Origin of the sequence: Microcystis sp. M109S1 (assembly GCF_020247025.1) — a bacterium.
GTDB lineage: Bacteria > Cyanobacteriota > Cyanobacteriia > Cyanobacteriales > Microcystaceae > Microcystis.
In genome coordinates this window covers 15,187-33,173 of record NZ_JADBRW010000281.1, presented here as the reverse complement: position 1 = coordinate 33,173, position 17,987 = coordinate 15,187, and the positions used below count along the sequence as shown (strand labels likewise).

The following is a 17,987-nucleotide window of genomic DNA, read 5'->3' as shown; positions in this document are numbered from 1 at the left end:
TACTCGATTGGACTTTTGTTGAGCGTTTAAGTCCCAGTAAGAGATTTTCGGGTAAATAGGGAGCTAACCCTGTCAATGCCTCTGCACGGTTGGATTCATCCCCAATCTCTCTAGCTGTAGCTAAGGCTTCGGGTAAGAGATTTTCAGGTAAATAGGGAGCTAACCCTGTCAATGCCTCTGCACGGTTGGATTCATCCCCAATCTCTCTAGCTGTAGCTAAGGCTTCGGGTAAGAGATTTTCAGGTAAATAGGGAGCTAACCCTGTTAATGCCTTTGCACGTTTAGATTTATCCCCAATCTCTCTAGCTGTGGCTAAAGCTTCGGGTAAGATTTCGGGCAAATAGGGGGCCAACCCTGTTAATGCTTCTGTACGGTCGGATGTATACCTAATATCTCTGGCTATGGCTAAGGCTTCGAGTAAGAGATTTTTGGGTAAATAGGGGGCTAACCCTGTTAATGCCTTTGCACGGTCGGATGTATACCTAATATCTCTGGCTATGGCTAAGGCTTCGAGTAAGAGATTTTCGGGTAAATGGGGGGTTAATCCTGGTAATGCCCTTGCACTTTGGGTCTCTCTAACTGTGGCTAAGGCTTCCGGTAAGATTTCGGGCAAATAGGGGGCTAACCCTGTTAATGCATTTGCACGATAGTATTTAGACCCAATCTTTCTAGCTGTGGCTAAGGCTTCGCTTAAGAGATTTTCGGGTAAATGGAGGGCTAACCCTGTTAATGCCTTTGCACGGTTGGATTCATCCCCAATCTCTTTAGCTGTGGCTAAGGCTTCCGGTAAGATTTCCGGTAAATAGAGGGCTAAACCTGTTAATGCCTTTGCACGGTAGGATTTATACCTAATCTCTCTGGCTATGGCTAAGGCTTCAAGTAAGAGATTTTCGGGTAAATAGGGGGCTAACCCTGTTAATGCCTTTGCACGGTCGTATTGATTCCTAATCTCTCTAGCTGTAGCTAACGCTTCGGGTAATAAAGTCGGGGGAAGATAGGGAATAATTGCCTTTAATTCTTCTGCTTGGTTCCGAGAATCTTGATTTTGCCTCACATAAGCTAATCCCTGAGCTAGTGTCCAGATTTCATACTGAATCAGTAAATCCATTAATTCTGGTTGAATATTCCCCGCCAAACTATTCAGAGAAGTGGTTATCAAAGCATAACGCACCTGTAACCCGATAGACTGACTGGGATTGTTAGCAAAATCAGCTTCCGCCAGTTGCCAAGCCCTAGAAACATCCTTAATAAAAGTCGCCGTTTTCGCTTCTTTCTCACATTTGCTATACCAACCATTGTGTCCTTCTGCCGTTTCTTCCCTCAGTAATTGATGAATCTCTGCTATTTTTCCCGCCTTTTCCAAATGCCAAATCAATTGATTATAAATGTAGCCATCATCCTCTAAACTGTGCCATAAACCATTTTTAGTCTGTCTTTGATACCGAGTTAAAAATTGCCCATGCGCCTCAGAAATCGACAAACCTAACCCCGGTAATTGATAATCTCTTTCAGGATGGGGAGAGGCTTGTAAAAGATTCCGGGCTAAATCATGTAAGAGGTCATGGACACGATAAGTGATAGATAATAATGATTTTTCTCGTAAATCACTTATTGTTTCTTCTGCTTCATCCTCATCACAATCCCATAAGGTTATCGCCATTTCTTTAGTAATCATCACATCATCACGAAGAACACCTAACCAGATAAATTTTTCTAACTCTTCAGGTAATAATCCTCTTAGGCTTAGATTAAAACAAGCCACTAAACTATGATTTTTTCGCTTTTCCTCATTAGGCATTTTATGAGGTTTTACTTCATCTAATTTTTCTAGCCTAACAATTTCTTTTTGTAAATCAGAAAGTATTTTTTCCCAAGATATTCCTTTATTAATTCGAGCTGCCGTCAACTCCAATGCTAAAGGTAAATAACCGACAATTTTGGCTAATATTTTGGCTTGTTTACGTTCTTCTTGGATTAATTCATGCCTTAAATAACCCGTTAATAACGCTAAAGATTGTGTTTCCGTCATGATGTCCAAATCATAACGAATTGCCCCTTTTACGGGAGTTTCCCTTGTAGTTACCAATAGTTTACAACCATCTCCTGCCACTCGAAACGGTTCCACATCCTCCGCATTCCACAGATCATCTACTACTAATAAGGCTTTTTTATCTGCTAATAAAGTCCTTAATTGTAACGATGCTGCATCAATACCCGTCGGCTTAAAATCATAATCCCCTAAAGCTTGTATCCACCCATGAAGGAAAGATAAAATATCTGGTTGTTGCCCTAAAGTTGCCCAGAAAATCCCATCAGGAAAATAAGCTTGAACGTCTTTCTCCTGTGCCAAAGCCGCCGCTAAAGTTGACTTACCAATACCTCCTAATCCATAAATCGCACTAATAACTAATGTCCCTGTCTTAGCCGTTTCTTTAGATAACAAAAGTTCCTTTACTTTAATACTAACCTCTGGACGTTCCACAAAATAACTTGGTTTAGGAGGGGCTTGATTTCGATAGGAACGAGTGTTAAGATTAACTGAAATAACGGGTTTAGGTTCAGGGTCAATATCATGTTTTTCTAAAATCTCACACCATTCGGGATTGTCATAAACCCTAGCCAAAGATTCAGCCTCTAAAGATGCCGGACGAGCTCTAATTTGCTGTTTATATTGTACCCCAATCACTAACCCATGACAAACAATTGCTGATCCCGATGTTCCTTGCCAAAGTGACTGATCTTCTGCTAATCTTTCTAATTGTTCATCGGTGGGTTGTATGTCTTGACTATCTTTAATATTTAATAACAAACGGTGATGAGGAACACGATTAGCTACATCAATAGTTCCCTCAATATGTAACCCTGTGGCGTATTTTATCTCATCTTCAGCATACCGTAAAAATAAAGGAAAGCCCAAACAGTCAAATTTAACTTTTTGGGTGCTACTCGCATCAGGTAACACCCCAAAACCTACAGGATCACAAGTTTCGATAGTTTCTGGTAATTCAACTAAAGCTATATCTATATTATCGGGGGCTTTCCAAATTACTTGAGCGTCTATATCCTGCTTATCAGAATAGTTTGATGGCGATCTAAATCGTACTTTACAGTCGTTACTATTATCAAATAGATGCCGACAAGTCAAGAGTAAACGTCCCCCAATTCGATAGGCAGTGCCATACTTAGGGGCAACAATTTCTAAAGCGCGATCGGGTTGGAATTGTGCCATAACTTATCGGATTGATGTAACCTATTCTTCTGGGATGGCGATGGGTTACGCTTCGCTAACCCATCCTACAAATTAACTGCTTTGGGGGCAAGCATTGCGTCCCTAGGGGTATAAAATTCTAATCGGGAATATCATCACTTCCTGTCAATAGAGGTTTTCCATCTTTCCCAAAGGGTTTAAGGGGAATTTTAATTCTATGGGTTATCGTATCTTTATTGGTGACACCCCCACCCATTTCTACTACCCAAAATTTCAGCCCACCTTTGCCTTCTTTCGACTGCTCAACCACAAATTGAACCTCTAATTCAATTTCACCCACTTCAAAGCGAATCTGCTCACCCTCAGCGGCTAAGATAGATTTACTCAGTTCAACCCGCAATGCTTCTAAGGTTTCCCGAAGTCCAACTTTATTGATGGCCATATTAATTCTCTAGTTATTTTTGAAGGATGCAAACAAAAACCCTTTCAATTCTATCGTTTTTCTGAAACTTTAGGGCGGACGGATTGCCTTTCCCAAATGACATAATAGCCCAACCCGATCGCTAAGGGAAGCGCGGGTTGGGAAAAGAAATCGACCTAATATTATCTCAAGACTAAAATGACAAATTGAATTAGCATCGAGCTATTTTGCCAATACAAGGTGTCAAGATCAAACTAAGGGGCTAAACGTTGCCTTTGCCAGCTGCCATCTTCTTGACGATAATAACAGAGACGATCGTGGAGACGACTGGGGCGACCTTGCCAGAACTCGATTAAACTAGGAATTAGGCGAAAACCGCCCCAATGAGGAGGACGGGGAACTTCACGACCAGCATATTCTTCTTTTAGTTCTGCTAGGCGTTTTTCGAGGATATCCCGCCCAGAAATCACTTCACTTTGATGGGAGGCCCAGGCCCCTAAACGAGATTCCCAGGGACGGACAAAAAAGTAATTATCCGATTCCTCCTCGCTGATTTTTTCTACAGTTCCCTCAATCCTAATTTGCCGTTGCAATTCTCCCCACCAAAACACTAGGGCCGCATTGGGATTGGCGATTAATTCCTGTCCTTTGGCGCTGTGGTAGTTGGTAAAGAGAACAAAACCGCGAGGATCGAAGTCTTTCAACAATACCATGCGGGCCCGGGGTTTACCCTCCGGGGAAATAGTAGCTAAAGTCATCGCGTTGGGTTCCAATCTTCCCGAAGATACCGCCCGTTCTAGCCATTGTTTAAATACAATGAAAGGATCGGCAGATGTTTCTGACTCTAGCAATTCTTCAAGATTGTAGTCCAAGCGCAGGTCAGCGATCGATATGTCCATGGTTTTGCTTGCTAAATTCTATCCTTTGAGATCCTACAAGATTCTACAATCATGACTATCACCTCGGCCAGTGATGCGATCGCCTCTCTTTTAGAAATGGCGGAACAGGGAGAGATTGACCCCTGGGATGTGCAGGTTATCGATGTGATCGATCGCTTTTTGGCAGAATTGGGGTTATTAAATGATCTAGATTTAGCCATGGCCCAGGCTAATTTACCCCAATCGGGACAGGCTTTTTTATGGGCTTCCATGTTAGTTTTATTTAAGGCTGATACCCTAGAAAGATTGTCTTTGGACCAGCAAGAAGAAAGTCTGATTGATGAGGAAATTAGCGAGTTAGAACGGGAATTAAGAACTTTACCCCGTTATCTAGAAAATCATATTCGCCGTCGTACTGCCGCCCCACCACCGCGAAAAAGACGGGTAACTTTGCAGGAGTTAATCACTCAATTACAACAGATTGCCCTAGAGATTGAAGCTTTACCGAAACTGCCTGTAGTTGTCCCGAAACCCCGTCCCCAATCCCGACGGGAAGCGGTACAAATTATCACGGAATTAGCCCACCAAGAAAACCTGACGGAATTGGCGGCGGAACTGGACTTTTTTTTGCAGAGAAAGTTTTTTCAATTAGAGAAAAAGGAGATAGAGTTTGAGTATTTATTAGATTTATGGCAAGCAGAAAAGCCCTCTAGTCACTCGGCAACACAGGAAAAGGTGGCGATTTTTTGGGCTTTACTTTTACTGGCTTCTCAATCAAAAGTGGAATTAAAACAAGAGGATTTTTATCAGGATTTGAGTATTTCTTTAATTAGGGTTAGCTGAATAAATCTTAAAACCTTGTTGGGTAAGACTTTTAGACCTTTTGGCAATCAAAAAGTACCGGTTCTGGGAGTGATCGGGGGGGAAAATTCAGGTACTTTTTCTCTGAAAATTAGGTAATTGGCCACCTCAAAACTGGTAAAACCCCACACCCCACACCCTGTCTCCACAAGAAACTTTTTGCCGCAAACCCTTTACAATACTAAATCCGTTGAGTATAGGCTACTTATAGGGAGAATAAATAATCAGTTTTTAATAACCAGATTTACTATAAGAGGTTGAGAACGAGAAAAGGCCAAGAGTTTTCCTAATTTGACAAAAGAGAGATTAACATTAAATATTTGTCAACTTTTTCAGCCTAAGTTACTTCATCGGCGAACATCTTCTACTAATATATGTGTACTATCAAGGCGCAGATTCTGCGCCCTAGATACCTTACTATCTTAGCGAGTTAAGGCTGCGCCTCTTTCGTACAAAGTGCGGGCATAATCGGTCCAAGTACCCTGGCCCCAATAACGGAAACAACTGGTTTGCACGAGCAAATTATAAAGCAGTGCCTCCAGATAATCCGGTCGTCGGGTGAAGCTAGGATCCGCCTGTACTAAAGGAGCATATTTCTCGTGGAATTTAGCGCTTAATTGGTTCATCGGTTCGAGGACATTTTCGTAACCGCGCACCCAACTGAGATCATTTGTCCAAGATGCCCCATCCATGGTAAAACGGTGGTCGGACTGTTTTAACTCAGCGATCGCCTGTTCCACTGCTTCAGGGGTAGCGGCATCCGAATTAACTCCCTGCCAGATTTTATGCTGGTGTACGGCTTGAATTGGGGGATAATCTTGGGGATTAACGCCAGCGGCCTCGATTAACTCCAGATATTCCGTGCCGTTAAATCCTGCCACAGTGGAACCCCCTTGCATTTCCCGCCAAGGATTGGGAAAATCGCGAGGAAATTCATTCATCATCACGCCACCATTTTCACCGTCGGCAATCTGGGAACCTAGGGAAGGAACCCAAACGCCGCCGATTTGCTGTTTACTGCGGCATTTGGCCTCGTGGTAGGGTTGCATTTGGGCGACTAATTTGGTGTCGGAACCCTGGGTTTTAATCAAAGCAGTAATCGCAATCACTTCACCCCGAGAATTGCGCGCCAGCAAGCGATTAGGAATATATTTTTGTTCCTGACTCAATCCCGAACCGTCGAGATTTTCCACCGAGTGTTCCTGTACCAATAACCAACGATAGCCGCATTCTTTCAGGGCTTTAATATACTCGTAGAGGGTATCGGGATGGTTAGGAAGGTGCATTTCCGGGGGAGAGAACCCTTTGACTCGTTTCAGGGCATCTGGGCCAAAAATCGAGGCAAAATAGGTTTGCCATGCTTGCATCTGCAATTTTAGATCGGGAATCGGTGTGGAAGGAGCCACCGCATGACTCCACATCGTCCCCAACCATTCCACATAGGGTTGATATTGACTGTTACAGGTGATTAATTTGAGTTTATCGAGGATATCCTGCCGTCCCATCTGTACCAAACCCCAGAGGAGATTGCCGGAATAATCGAGCATAATCCGGGGATTACAGCCTTCCGCCACCAATTCTGGGACAAAATCGCCCATGCGACTGTAACACCAGGCAAAAACACTGGCATTATGGTTATCACCATCCCCAAGATTTTCGAACATATGCTGGAGATTGCAGATTAATTCACCGTTAACACCCGCGGGGATAGTGGGTTGGTGCATATGCAAGGCACAGGCAAAACCAGCCTGAATATTGTCTAATTGGAGATTTGTTGTCGGTAAAAAGATCGGATCATCGTGATTAACAATCGCCGCGATTTCCTGTTCCCAACCGCAAATAGTCGGTAGTCCGGGGCGGATTTCCGTGATAGCGTTCGATTTCGATGATACGGGTGTAGCGATCATAATTTTTCAGGCGAATAGATTGAGATAGTTTGTCCCCACTCTCCCAGGGACAACTTTTTTTACTGGCAACAGGTCACTCTTGACTGTTCACTGCTAACTGAGTTAAGAGCGCGAACTTTATCCTATCCCATTTATACTGAGAGTACCCCCTCTCCAGACACAAGCCTTCGTAACTCGTTAAAAATCAAGATGATTCTTTACTGAACTTAACCGATCCTCGCACTATGATCCAAACAACTATCCGCCCTTTTACCTGTAACTTTTAACCATGTTCTCGGCGACTACCGAAATTCTTGTTATACTCTTCCTCATCCTCCTCAATGGAGTCTTTGCCCTCTCGGAAATTGCCATTGTCTCGGCGCGCAAAGTCCGTTTAGAACAATTAGCCAGAGATGATCGAAGGGCGGCGATGGCCTTAAAATTGGCCAATGATCCCAATCAAATTTTATCGACGGTGCAGATTGGCATTACCCTAGTGGGAATCTTTGCCGGGGCCTACGGAGGAGCCAATTTATCGGTCAGTGTGGCGCAATTATTGGCGCAAGTTCCCGTTTTAGCCCCCTACAGTCAAGCTTTGGGATTAGGATTAGTGGTGTTAATTATTACCTATCTATCCCTAGTGGTGGGGGAATTAGTGCCGAAACGGTTAGGTTTAAGTAATCCCGAAAAAATCGCTATCCTCGTGGCAGATCCTCTCGATAAGCTATCGAAAATTGTTTCGCCCGTTGTCCATCTTTTGAGTCAATCGACTAATCTGATTCTCAGTTTGTTGGGGATTAGCGCTAATAATAATGATTCCCCAATTACGGAAGAAGAATTGAAAATTATGCTTAAACAGGGAACCGAAGCGGGAACCTTTGAGGAAGCAGAACAGGATATGGTGGAAAGGGTGTTAGGATTGGGCGATCGCCGAGTCAGTCAGATTATGACCACGCGCCCAGATATTATTTGGCTAGATTTGGAAGATAGTGCCGAAATTAACCGCCAGAAGCTAATTGAGAGCAATCATAACCGTTTTCCTGTGTGTCAGGGCAGTTTAGATGAGGTTTTGGGGGTAATCGAAGTCACAGACTTATTGGCAGATTGTTTAACCGGTGAAAGTTTCGACCTGACGAAGGATTTACAACAGCCGCTTTTTGTGCCGGAAAGCACTAGGGGTTTAAAGGTGTTAGAATTGGTGCAGCAAAGTGGTCATCATATTGCCTTGGTAGTGGATGAGTACGGGGTAATTCAAGGATTGGTGACGCGCAAGGATATTTTAGAGGCAATTGTCGGCGATTTACCCCAATTAGATAATATTGAAGATGCTCAGATCGTGCAGCGGGAAGATGGTTCTTGGTTGATCGATGGTACAGTGGCGATCGAAGATTTTAAAGAATTATTTGAAATCAGTGAATTACCGGGGGAAAAACAGGGCAATTATCACACTTTAGGTGGTTTTATTATTACCTATCTTGGTAGGATTCCGGGGGCTGCCGCTCATTTTGAATGGCAAAGGTTGCGCTTGGAAGTGGTGGATATGGACGGTAATCGTGTCGATAAGGTGTTAGTCACGCTATTGTTGGATGATTTGTAAGTAATTGTTAGTAAACATCTAGATTTTTTCAAGCTTGTGAAGACCGATACAATTTTTTATCAACTCTTGCAAACTTTTCCGGGGTTAATTTTTGAATTACTGGGAGAATCAACCCAGAAAGCTGAAAATTATCAATTTTCCTCGCGAGAAATCAAAGAATTAGCGCGTCGTTTTGACGGTATTTTTTTACCAACCACAGCAGCACCGGAACTAATTATTTACTTTGTTGAAGTGCAATTTCAGGATAAAAGTGATTTTTATTGGCGATTTTTAACAGAAATTGTCATCTATCTCAATCAGTATAAACCCGTTCAGGATTGGATAGCTGTAGCTTTATTTGCCTCCAGGGATCTGGATAATAACTTTCCCTATCAACTGCGGGGATTTGAGATAACGGGACAGATCAGACGTATTTATTTAGATGAATTAATCGATAATCCGGCTCCGTCTCTGGGTTTAGGAATTATTCAGTTAATTGTCGCTACACCCCAATTAGCACAGCAACGAGGAAAACCACTTTTAGAAAAAGCGATCGCTGAAATTGATGATCTAGTTTTCCAGCAAAAAGTTGTAGAATTAATTGAAAGAACCCTGGCCTATAAATTTACTAATCTTAGTCGCTCGGAGTTAGAAGCTATGTTCGGATTAGATGATCTCAGACAAACTCGACTTTATCAAGAAGCTAAAGAAGAAGGTCGTGAAGAAGCTAAAACTGAAGCGATCGCCAGTTTACTAGCTTTAGGTTTAAGTATAGAACAGATTGCCACTGCTTTGCAGTTAGAACTTACCAAAGTACAAGAGACAGCGGCCAAATTATCCCCCCCAAATTAGCAGGGTAAATTATCAAGTTTCTCCCTGATTTTACCCTATTCATTCATATTACGATAGGTAGCCACTGCCGAGGGAGAAATGCGATTGAGATAACGGAAAATCCAATATTTTAAGACTGTATCCAAGATAACGGGAAAAGTGGCGATAAAGAGAAAATTAAACTCGCGATTTTCCGGTAAACCGAAATGACGACTTAACCCTTCTAGGATGACTTCCCAACCGTGGGGAGAGTGGAAACCGACAAATATATCGGTAAAGAGAATAATTAAAAAAGCTTTAGCTGAATCGCTAAGATTATAGAGAATGCCATCAAGAAAAGACTTGACAATCTCGATTTCCCGACGACTAAAAGCGATAACAAAACCAAAGGCAATCAGGGAACAAATATCGGCGAAAATGTTAGCGATTGCGTTTAAACCTCGTTGGCGAAATTCTTCACTTAGTACCGCTGCTTTTTTAGTAATTTCTCCCTCGATTTCTTCGTTAGATAATTTGGGTGCTAAACCAATCATACCTCGAAAATGTAAAGCTTCCTCAAATCTTCTCAATTCCGAAAAAGCTTCTTCTTCTAAATCCTGATTGATAAAAATAAACTGTTCCTGTTGTTGGAAATATTTATTAACCAAGGGGGTAATCAGGAAAGTTTTGGTTAATTGCTGGGTTAATAAAGGAACAATAATTAACAGTAAAATAAACTTGAGAGAAATGGCTGTTTTATAACGAGAATTGCGAAATCTTTTTAAAACTGCCTCCTCCGATTCCTCCGCTTGGGGATCTATTTCCTGTTTAATGCGATTAAAAGTATTGACAAAAGAACGGGGTAAAACTCCCGGTTTTTCCGTAGCTTTTTGGGATTTATTACTTTTGATTATTTCCTCATCTTCAATACTACCCGCCGCTAAAAAAGAGCGATTTCGAGAAGTCTTTATTTTCGCTGTTTCCCGCTCAACATTTCTGTTCTGGAGACTTTTGGGGACATCTTCAATATCTTCTTGCCAATAATTACCTTGATATTTTCCGATAATACTATCGATAAACTGAAGTTTTTTCAGACAAACATCTGTGGTGACAGTAATCACCCCATTATTAATTGTCGGTTGATTTGGTCCGAAGGTATTAACGATCGAGCGACTAGCTTTAAACTCCGTCAATCTGACTTTAATTTTTTGCAGATAACCTTTAACTTCTGCGATAAAATAGGAATTAGTGGTACTGCCATAATTCGAGAACTCCGCTGCCACTTTTCGCCCTTGAAAATGCTTGTCTTCTATCTCCTTAATCTTCAAAGCTGCATGATAAGCCTCATCTAAAGAACGTTCAGGAGTTTGTAATAACCATTGATTAACACCTTGCAAAATCCGATTAAGATTCATAGGAAACAATTACTTCCACAAGGAAAAAAGCTAGAGTACCAATCAGTCATCTTAACAAATACAATCGAGAAAAAACGATGTCAATCATACCAATTTGGATCGAAGGTGGGACTCGATCGGGAAAAACCACCGCTTTAGTCGGGGAATTTCGGCGCTGGGTTGTTTCTCAACGTCAGTCCCAGGATTTATTGTATCTCGATCGATCGAAATCATCGCCCCTTTCCCAAACGATCTTAGTTTTCGCTGCCAACGATGATAACAAACGGGAATTAGCCGATCAATTAGCCCTTGCTGTTAGGGGTAGCTATCCGATTCTCTGCAAAACCCCTTTAGGTTTTCTCACCGATGAAGTCATCCTGTTTTGGCCGTTAATTTTCGAGTCTTTAGGGCTAAAAGCGCAATTTCCCCGCCGATTACGCCCAGAAACGGAACAGGAACTCGCCACCCGTCTCTGGCAACCAGCGATCGCTGAATTCTTCCAGCTTACTAGCATAAATGAATATCGTTTTGTCCGTCAAGTTCTCGATTTGTTACAATTAGCCGGCGCTAGTGGTGTTCCCGCAGAAAAGATACCCGAAAGATTAGCCGACGGATTATCAGAAACAGATTTAAAACGAGTTTTAGCGATTAATGAGCAGGAAACACCAGAAAAAGTGGGAGAATTAATCATTCAATGGCGTGATTGGTCTCTAGAACGTGGTTTATTAAGTTATGGTATCATCTACGAACTCTATTGGCGCTATTTATTTCCTGATAGTCGTTATCAACAGCAACTATTAAAACGCTTCCGGGGAGTTTTTGCGGACGATGTGGACGATTATCCGGCTATTGCCAAGGATTTACTCAGTTTTTTCCTCGATCATGATTGTTTTAGCGTTTTTACCTACAATCCCCAGGGAAAAATTCGCTTAGGATTAACTGCCGATCCCGATTATCTACAAAAATTAGCGGCACGCTGTCAAATTATGCCATTATCTACCACCGACGGGTTAGCTGCTCAGTTTAGCGAGACGGTTCTCTCCTTAATCAGCGACGGTAACTATCTTGGCAATCTTCCCGATCAATTCATCTCCGTGCAAACCACCTCTCGCGCCGAATTGTTACGGAAGACAGCCACAGCTATTATTCAAGCAGTCAAGCAAGGAGCAGTAAAATCCGAAGAAATCGCCGTTATTGCCCCCGGTTTAGACGAAATCGCCCGTTATAGCCTGATGGAAATTTTAACCGGTGCCGGGATACCCGTTCAACCCCTCAACGAACAACGACCCCTGATCAGTTGTCCTCTGATTCGGGCCTTATTGACCCTTCTCGCCCTTGTTTACGCAAATTTGGGGCGTTTAGCCCCCCAAGAGGCCATAGCGGAAATGCTGGTGATTTTTAGCCGTTATTGCTGGGATGAAGAAGAGAATTTAATTCCCGATATCGATCCAATCCGCGCCGGATTAATTGCCGATCATTGTTATCAAGTGCATCCGGAAAATCCTCGTTTATTAGCGATCGAAACTTTTCCCCGTTGGGATCGCTTAGGACAAAAAGCTTGTACTGCCTACGAAAGAATTTGTCACTGGATCGAAGGGATGAAAAAACGGCAGCAGGAAGCGAAACTTTTCCCGATTTTTGTCTTAAATCAAGCGATCGAACAATTATTAAACGATGGGGAAAATTTGCCCTTCGATCACTTGGCAGCTTTACGAGAATTAATGGAAACTGCCCAACATTTTTGGGAGATCGATCGCCGCTTGCGTGAGAGTGAACCCTGTTTTCAAAGTCCCAGCGAAACTATTAGTCAGTTTATCCAACTTTTGCGCCGTGGCACAATTACTGCTAATCCCTATCCCGTGCGACAATTTATTAAATCTTCCTCAGCAGTCACCCTAGGCAATATCTTTCAATATCGTTCTTTTCGTTCTAGTCATCGTTGGCATTTTTGGCTAGATTGTTCCTCCCCACTCTGGGAACAAGGAGGTGCTGCTACTCTTTTTGCTGCGCCGATTTTTTGGCGAGAAAGTCCATATCAACGCTGGACAACAGAAGCAGAATTAGAGGAAAATCAGGCACGTTTACAGAGAGTTTTAAGGGATTTATTGGCACGGGTAAGCGAAAAAGTTATCCTCTGTCACAGTGATTTAGGAGTATCGGGAAGCGATCAAACCGGACAACTTTTATCCTTAGTACAAGCGGCAAAAGAATATGATTATAGTATTACTTGAATTATCGGGATTGAAACTTTAGCAAGTATCTAGTGCCGATCCATAAGGAGTCATGCACACATTTCTTTACTTTTTTTGACAAAATCGCCTGTAGACAAGTGAGTAGAAGTATTTCACTTTATTGATTCTGTAGGATAGATTTTGAACGAATCTCTAATTTTGTTAAGCTAACTTAAACCAGCGATTTTAACCAACCGTACCAAGCATCTAAACCTTCTCCAGTGGTAGCGGAAACTTGAAAAACTTTCAGATTGGGATTAACTTGATAGGCGTAATCTAAACAGCGATCGAGGTTAAAATTAACGTAGGGCAGTAGGTCTATTTTTGTCAAGATCATGACTTGAGAAGCGTGGAACATATAGGGATATTTAATCGGTTTATCTTCTCCTTCGGTGACGGAAAGAATGACGACTTTGGCATTTTCTCCCAAATCAAATAAAGCAGGACAAACTAGATTACCGACATTTTCGATCATGACTAAAGAATTCATCGGTGGATCGAGTTCGATTAATCCTCTCTCTACCATTGATGCTTCTAAATGACAACCTGTTCCGGTATTAATTTGGATAACCTGACAACCGGTTTCACTAATTTTTTGGGCATCATTAGCTGTTGCTTGATCTCCCTCAATGACACTGATAGGAATAGCGGTTTTTAAATCGGCAATTGTGCGAGTTAAAAGGGTAGTTTTTCCCGAACCGGGGGAAGAAACTAGATTAAGGGCAACAGTTTTTCTCCCCTTCAACCAACCACGATTTTGTGCCGCTAACAGATTATTTTTTGCCAGCAGATTTTGCTCAACTTGGAGAATGCTACCATGAATTTGAGCGTGAATTTCCGCAGGATGATGGGGATGCTCATGATCGTGATCGTGATGGCTATGACTAATAACAGTACCATCGGCTAAAATATGTTCATGGGTTCCCGTTTGCGGATTAGTTACCCTCACTTCCGAGTTATCAGAACAACCACAGGTTACACACATAAGGATTCTGTCTCCAACGATTTGAGATTTAATTCTTGACCCTGTAAAATGACTATATTGCGACTACCACATCGATCGCAGATTCCGTAGGGATATTCTAGTTCTAGCTCATTTCCGCAATCTTGGCACTGTCCTAAACCAGAAATTTCCAGAATCTCTAACATTGCCCCCTCTATATTAGTACCTTGACAACAGGTATCAAAACAAAAAGCGATCGATTCTGGCATAATTGCCGTTAGTTTACCAATCTCTAACACCACGCGCTTAACTTTCATTCCTCGCGAGTGTTCTAAAGCAAGTTCAATAATATTTTGGGTAATTCCTAGTTCGTGCATTTTCAGTTATCAGTTATCAGGGAACAGGGAACAGGAAACAGGGAGAAGGGAGCAGGGAAATTTCAACTAAAACCCCAAAACCCCAAAACCCCAACTATCTGTTTTTTTAGTTTTCACTTTTTCCTTTAAAACTGTCTCCTGTCTAATTAACATATTCTCGGTAATTGTTCACCGACTAACATATCGAGAATCCTTTTAGTGCCGAAAGCGGTTTTTAAGTAAACTAAATTGGGGGGAGAAGCGACGACTTCCCCGATACAAGCGGCATTTTTACCGTCAGGATGGGAACGCATCACTGCTAAAACGCGATTTTCCGCCTCCGGAGGCACGACAAGGACTAATTTGCCCTCATTTGCCAGATAAAGCGGTTCTAAGCCCAATAATTCGCACATTCCTCGCACTTCTTCCCGGATGGGGATCGCCGTTTCCTGTACCTGTATTCCCACCCCTGAACTTTGGGCGAATTCGTTTAAAACTGTGGCTAATCCGCCTCTAGTGGCATCCCGCATCGCTTTAACTTCCGGGCAAACTGCCAGAATTGCAGAAATTAAAGAATTCAGAGCTTGACAATCGCTTTCGATTGTGCATTGCAGGTCTAATTCGCCCCTGGCCATCAGAATGGCGGTGCCGTGATCCCCCAGAAAACCGTTAATCAAAATGCGATCGCCAACTTGTAAATTATTGGCACTGGAATTGATTCGGGACGGAATTACTCCGACTCCAGAGGTATTAATAAATATTTGATCCCCTTGTCCCCTGGGAACGACTTTTGTATCCCCGGTGACGATTTTTACCGCTGCTTTGTCGGCGGCTATTTTCATGCTGGTAACGATGGTTTTTAGGGTGTCGATAGATAAACCTTCTTCGAGGATAAAACTACAACTGAGATAGAGAGGAATTGCCCCACCGACAGCCAAATCATTAACGGTTCCATTGACTGCTAAACTGCCAATATCACCCCCCGGAAAGAATAGGGGAGAAACCACATAGGAATCGGTGGTAAATGCCAAGCGATCGCCTATTTTAGCCAAATCTTTAATCTCAAATCGGGCTTGATCTTCAAGGGTTGCCAGTAAGTTATTATCAAAGTTATTAACAAATATCTCATTAATTAAATCCCGCATTGCTTTGCCACCACTGCCATGGGAGAGAGTGATATTTGTGTCGGTAATTTTGTGTTTTTTTAATTTTAAAGAAGCTGAAGGAGTGCTAGTCATAAATTTAAGTACAGCAGTTATCTTGATGGTGAGGTAGGAAGTTTTCGTTTTGGGTAGTCGGTGGTCGATACCAAATTAGGTTACACTTTATCCTGAGGAGAAATGCTGTCATAGCCTACTGCTAGATTATCTTAATGGGTTTCTGGTATTTCTCGCACTTTTTCTATAGTTAAGTCCAAAGCTTGAGCAATTTGTTCTACAGTTAAACCTAAAGCCAATAAACGCGGCACAGATTCCAGTTTACCTTCCAGTTTACCTTCCAGTTTACCTTCCAGTTTACCTTCCAGTTTACCTTCCAGTTTACCTTCCAGTTTACCTTCCAGTTTACCTTCTTCTCGAACGTCTTGAAAATAACGGGTTTGTTTCAGTTCATCTAAACTAAACATGGCTTCTATCTCCCGGCGACTTAGACGTGGTAATTTATAGATAAGGATCGTTTCTATTAATTGTAGGAGGTTTTGCGGTTGGGTAAATTCAGTTCGCACTCGTTCAATAAGTTGTTTGGCTGTTGCCACTGCTTGATTTTCTTTAGCAATAATTAATTTTATAGTGGCAATACCGAGGGAATCTTGATTAATATCATCTAGTTCATCTAAATATATTCGCGTCACTCTCCCAGATGTCAATAAGTCTTGGTAACGTACAACCTGATCTGATTCTACCCGACGATGGGGATAAATGACCACCCCGTGCCAATCATTGTTAAAAGCAGTTTTACTGAGATATAAGAAGATTTCAGCAAAGAAACGGCCATAAAAATTCTGATCATCTTGAAATTGCACCTCGCAGAAATAAATAGGAATGCTAGGATCGGTAATATTGGGCAAAAATACGCCATCAATACGAAAAGCTAGTTGCTTAATTTCGACGGAATCAAAGCGGTAATTCTCTGCTTCTCTGGGGGCAAGGTTGATTAATTCAAAGAAAATTGACGGATAAGATTGAAAAAGATCATAAAAAATACTGTCGGTTTTCATGGGGAACTTGTGGTGGTAAGCTCTGCAAAAAATTTTCGCTGTTTTATCCCAATTCCACTAACTTTATCTTACCATGTAGATAGAGGGTTTTCCTGCTAATCATTTTCATTATAGCAGTTATCTTTGCCAAACCAATGCTAAAAGCTAATACCTAAAATAACCGATAAATGATCGAGTCTGAACATCTCCCCCTGGTCAGGGCGCTATAGCTGACAATGAGTCGCTATAATAGAATTCGCCGATCGCTAACTTCTCCCTCGGTAAAATTTCTATGACTGGAAGACTGAACAAGCTACAACAAGATTTAAAGAACATAGAAACGGAAGTGGCAAATTTAGCCGAAAGAATGCGAGAAAAATACCGAATTTATCTTGATTTACTCGGTGAATCTCTCTATAAACAGGCGATCGGGGCAGTGTATTATATATGTACCCGTTACTATGGGGGGGAATTTCTGGCCCTCTCCCACAGCAATCGTCAGAAACTACAAGAGGAGATCAAAGCTCTAGGACAAGAGGCTAAAGCCAGTTTACAGCAATTGGGCGAGCAGAGCTTCGATCGAGGGGCATTTTCAGGGGTAGGATTCTCTAAAAGTCCAGCAGAGACAGTTAACACCCCAGATTTCTTGAAACTTTTTCTAGACAAACGGGAAAATCTAGCCGCAGCTGGAGAGATTAATAACCCCGATATTTTACTTTATTGTTGTCGAGTGCTGGAAAAAAACTGTATCGAGATTCTCAATCATCTCTCTAAACAAATTAATCAGCAACTACAAAAAGCTTATATTCTTCCCCCTCATCTACCCAGTCAAATTATCGATATGGCAATTCAAGCGGGAGAAGAAGGACAATCCCTAGGGGGAGGAAATAATATGTTAAACATTCTAGTGGAAGCTAAAAACCCTGAACCAGAGGAAGAAAAAGATGAAGATGAAGATGATGGGGATGATCATGATTTTTCAAGTGGCAAAGTCACTAAAGTAACGGCGATTCATCTACGAATGGCTGAACTCGAATTTGCTGATACGCGCTTAAGTGTCGAAAGAAATCAAATTCGCTCCCTTTGGGAACAATTAAATCGTCTAGGGGAACAATATCATCGTATTCGCAAAGAATATACTATCGCTCAAGCGGAAGCGGCATGGCGCAGTAGTTGGTACGATTAATCAGTTATAATCAAACAGGGGTATCAGGGAAGCATAATACCGG

The 17,987-nt window shown here is 42.1% G+C and carries 14 protein-coding genes and 1 pseudogene; 5 read left to right on the top strand and 10 right to left on the bottom strand.

Annotation, left to right across the window (positions count from 1 at the left end):
• The 3 genes from IM322_RS14135 to pdxH form a co-directional block, all read right to left on the bottom strand.
• A partial coding sequence (locus IM322_RS14135; RefSeq protein ID WP_287713242.1) for an NB-ARC domain-containing protein occupies positions 1-3,229 on the bottom strand: 3,229 nt, incomplete at its 3' end.
• A 118-nt stretch (positions 3,230-3,347) separates the two neighbouring features.
• Entirely contained in the window at positions 3,348-3,650 is a 303-nt protein-coding gene (locus tag IM322_RS14130; protein ID WP_287675501.1) for a trypco2 family protein, read from the bottom strand.
• 233 nt (positions 3,651-3,883) lie between these two features.
• On the bottom strand, positions 3,884-4,528 hold the full coding sequence (gene pdxH / locus IM322_RS14125; protein WP_287675500.1) for a pyridoxamine 5'-phosphate oxidase: 645 nt from the start codon (positions 4,526-4,528) through the stop codon (positions 3,884-3,886).
• Between the two features lie 51 nt (positions 4,529-4,579).
• On the opposite strand from pdxH, the gene IM322_RS14120 reads away from it, so the two are divergent.
• Positions 4,580-5,350, top strand: a complete 771-nt coding sequence (locus IM322_RS14120) for a segregation/condensation protein A (protein ID WP_287675499.1) — start codon at positions 4,580-4,582, stop codon at positions 5,348-5,350.
• On the opposite strand, the pseudogene IM322_RS23380 reads toward IM322_RS14120, so the two are convergent.
• Positions 5,333-5,517, bottom strand: a pseudogene (locus IM322_RS23380) (hypothetical protein). The gene IM322_RS14120 and the pseudogene IM322_RS23380 sit on opposite strands and share 18 nt — an antisense overlap.
• Positions 5,518-5,790: 273 nt before the next feature.
• Positions 5,791-7,275 (bottom strand): polysaccharide deacetylase family protein, encoded by a 1,485-nt coding sequence (locus IM322_RS14115; protein ID WP_287675498.1) that lies wholly within the window; start codon positions 7,273-7,275, stop codon positions 5,791-5,793.
• A 268-nt stretch (positions 7,276-7,543) separates the two neighbouring features.
• Here IM322_RS14115 and IM322_RS14110 point away from each other — a divergent pair, with 268 nt between their 5' ends.
• Positions 7,544-8,851, top strand: coding sequence for a hemolysin family protein (locus tag IM322_RS14110; protein ID WP_287675497.1), 1,308 nt, complete (start codon positions 7,544-7,546; stop codon positions 8,849-8,851).
• 36 nt (positions 8,852-8,887) lie between these two features.
• Positions 8,888-9,682, top strand: a complete 795-nt coding sequence (locus IM322_RS14105) for an Rpn family recombination-promoting nuclease/putative transposase (protein WP_287076703.1) — start codon at positions 8,888-8,890, stop codon at positions 9,680-9,682.
• 35 nt (positions 9,683-9,717) lie between these two features.
• Here IM322_RS14105 and IM322_RS14100 read toward each other — a convergent pair whose 3' ends face one another.
• Positions 9,718-11,055: a proton extrusion protein PcxA gene (locus IM322_RS14100; protein ID WP_287076705.1), complete on the bottom strand. Its 1,338-nt coding sequence runs from the start codon at positions 11,053-11,055 to the stop codon at positions 9,718-9,720.
• A gap of 77 nt (positions 11,056-11,132) precedes the next feature.
• On the opposite strand from IM322_RS14100, the gene IM322_RS14095 reads away from it, so the two are divergent.
• Entirely contained in the window at positions 11,133-13,265 is a 2,133-nt protein-coding gene (locus tag IM322_RS14095) for a PD-(D/E)XK nuclease family protein (protein WP_287675496.1), read from the top strand.
• Positions 13,266-13,437: 172 nt separating this feature from the next.
• On the opposite strand, the gene hypB is transcribed toward IM322_RS14095, so the two are convergent.
• The 4 genes from hypB to IM322_RS14075 all read right to left on the bottom strand — a co-directional run bounded on the left by hypB (position 13,438) and on the right by IM322_RS14075 (position 16,779).
• Complete coding sequence (hypB, locus tag IM322_RS14090) at positions 13,438-14,250, bottom strand: hydrogenase nickel incorporation protein HypB (protein ID WP_287675495.1); 813 nt, start codon at positions 14,248-14,250, stop codon at positions 13,438-13,440.
• Positions 14,241-14,585, bottom strand: a complete 345-nt coding sequence (locus IM322_RS14085; protein ID WP_002760536.1) for a hydrogenase maturation nickel metallochaperone HypA/HybF — start codon at positions 14,583-14,585, stop codon at positions 14,241-14,243. The genes hypB and IM322_RS14085 overlap by 10 nt, the downstream gene beginning before the upstream one ends.
• 146 nt (positions 14,586-14,731) lie before the next feature.
• Positions 14,732-15,802 carry a hydrogenase expression/formation protein HypE gene (hypE, locus tag IM322_RS14080; protein ID WP_287675494.1) on the bottom strand — a complete coding sequence of 357 codons (1,071 nt, stop codon included), beginning with the start codon at positions 15,800-15,802 and terminating at the stop codon, positions 14,732-14,734.
• Positions 15,803-15,933: 131 nt separating this feature from the next.
• Positions 15,934-16,779, bottom strand: a complete 846-nt coding sequence (locus tag IM322_RS14075) for an Rpn family recombination-promoting nuclease/putative transposase (RefSeq protein WP_286824230.1) — start codon at positions 16,777-16,779, stop codon at positions 15,934-15,936.
• A 271-nt stretch (positions 16,780-17,050) separates the two neighbouring features.
• On the opposite strand from IM322_RS14075, the gene IM322_RS14070 reads away from it, so the two are divergent.
• Complete coding sequence (locus tag IM322_RS14070) at positions 17,051-17,944, top strand: hypothetical protein (RefSeq protein WP_287675493.1); 894 nt, start codon at positions 17,051-17,053, stop codon at positions 17,942-17,944.
• Positions 17,945-17,987: the final 43 nt, after the last annotated feature.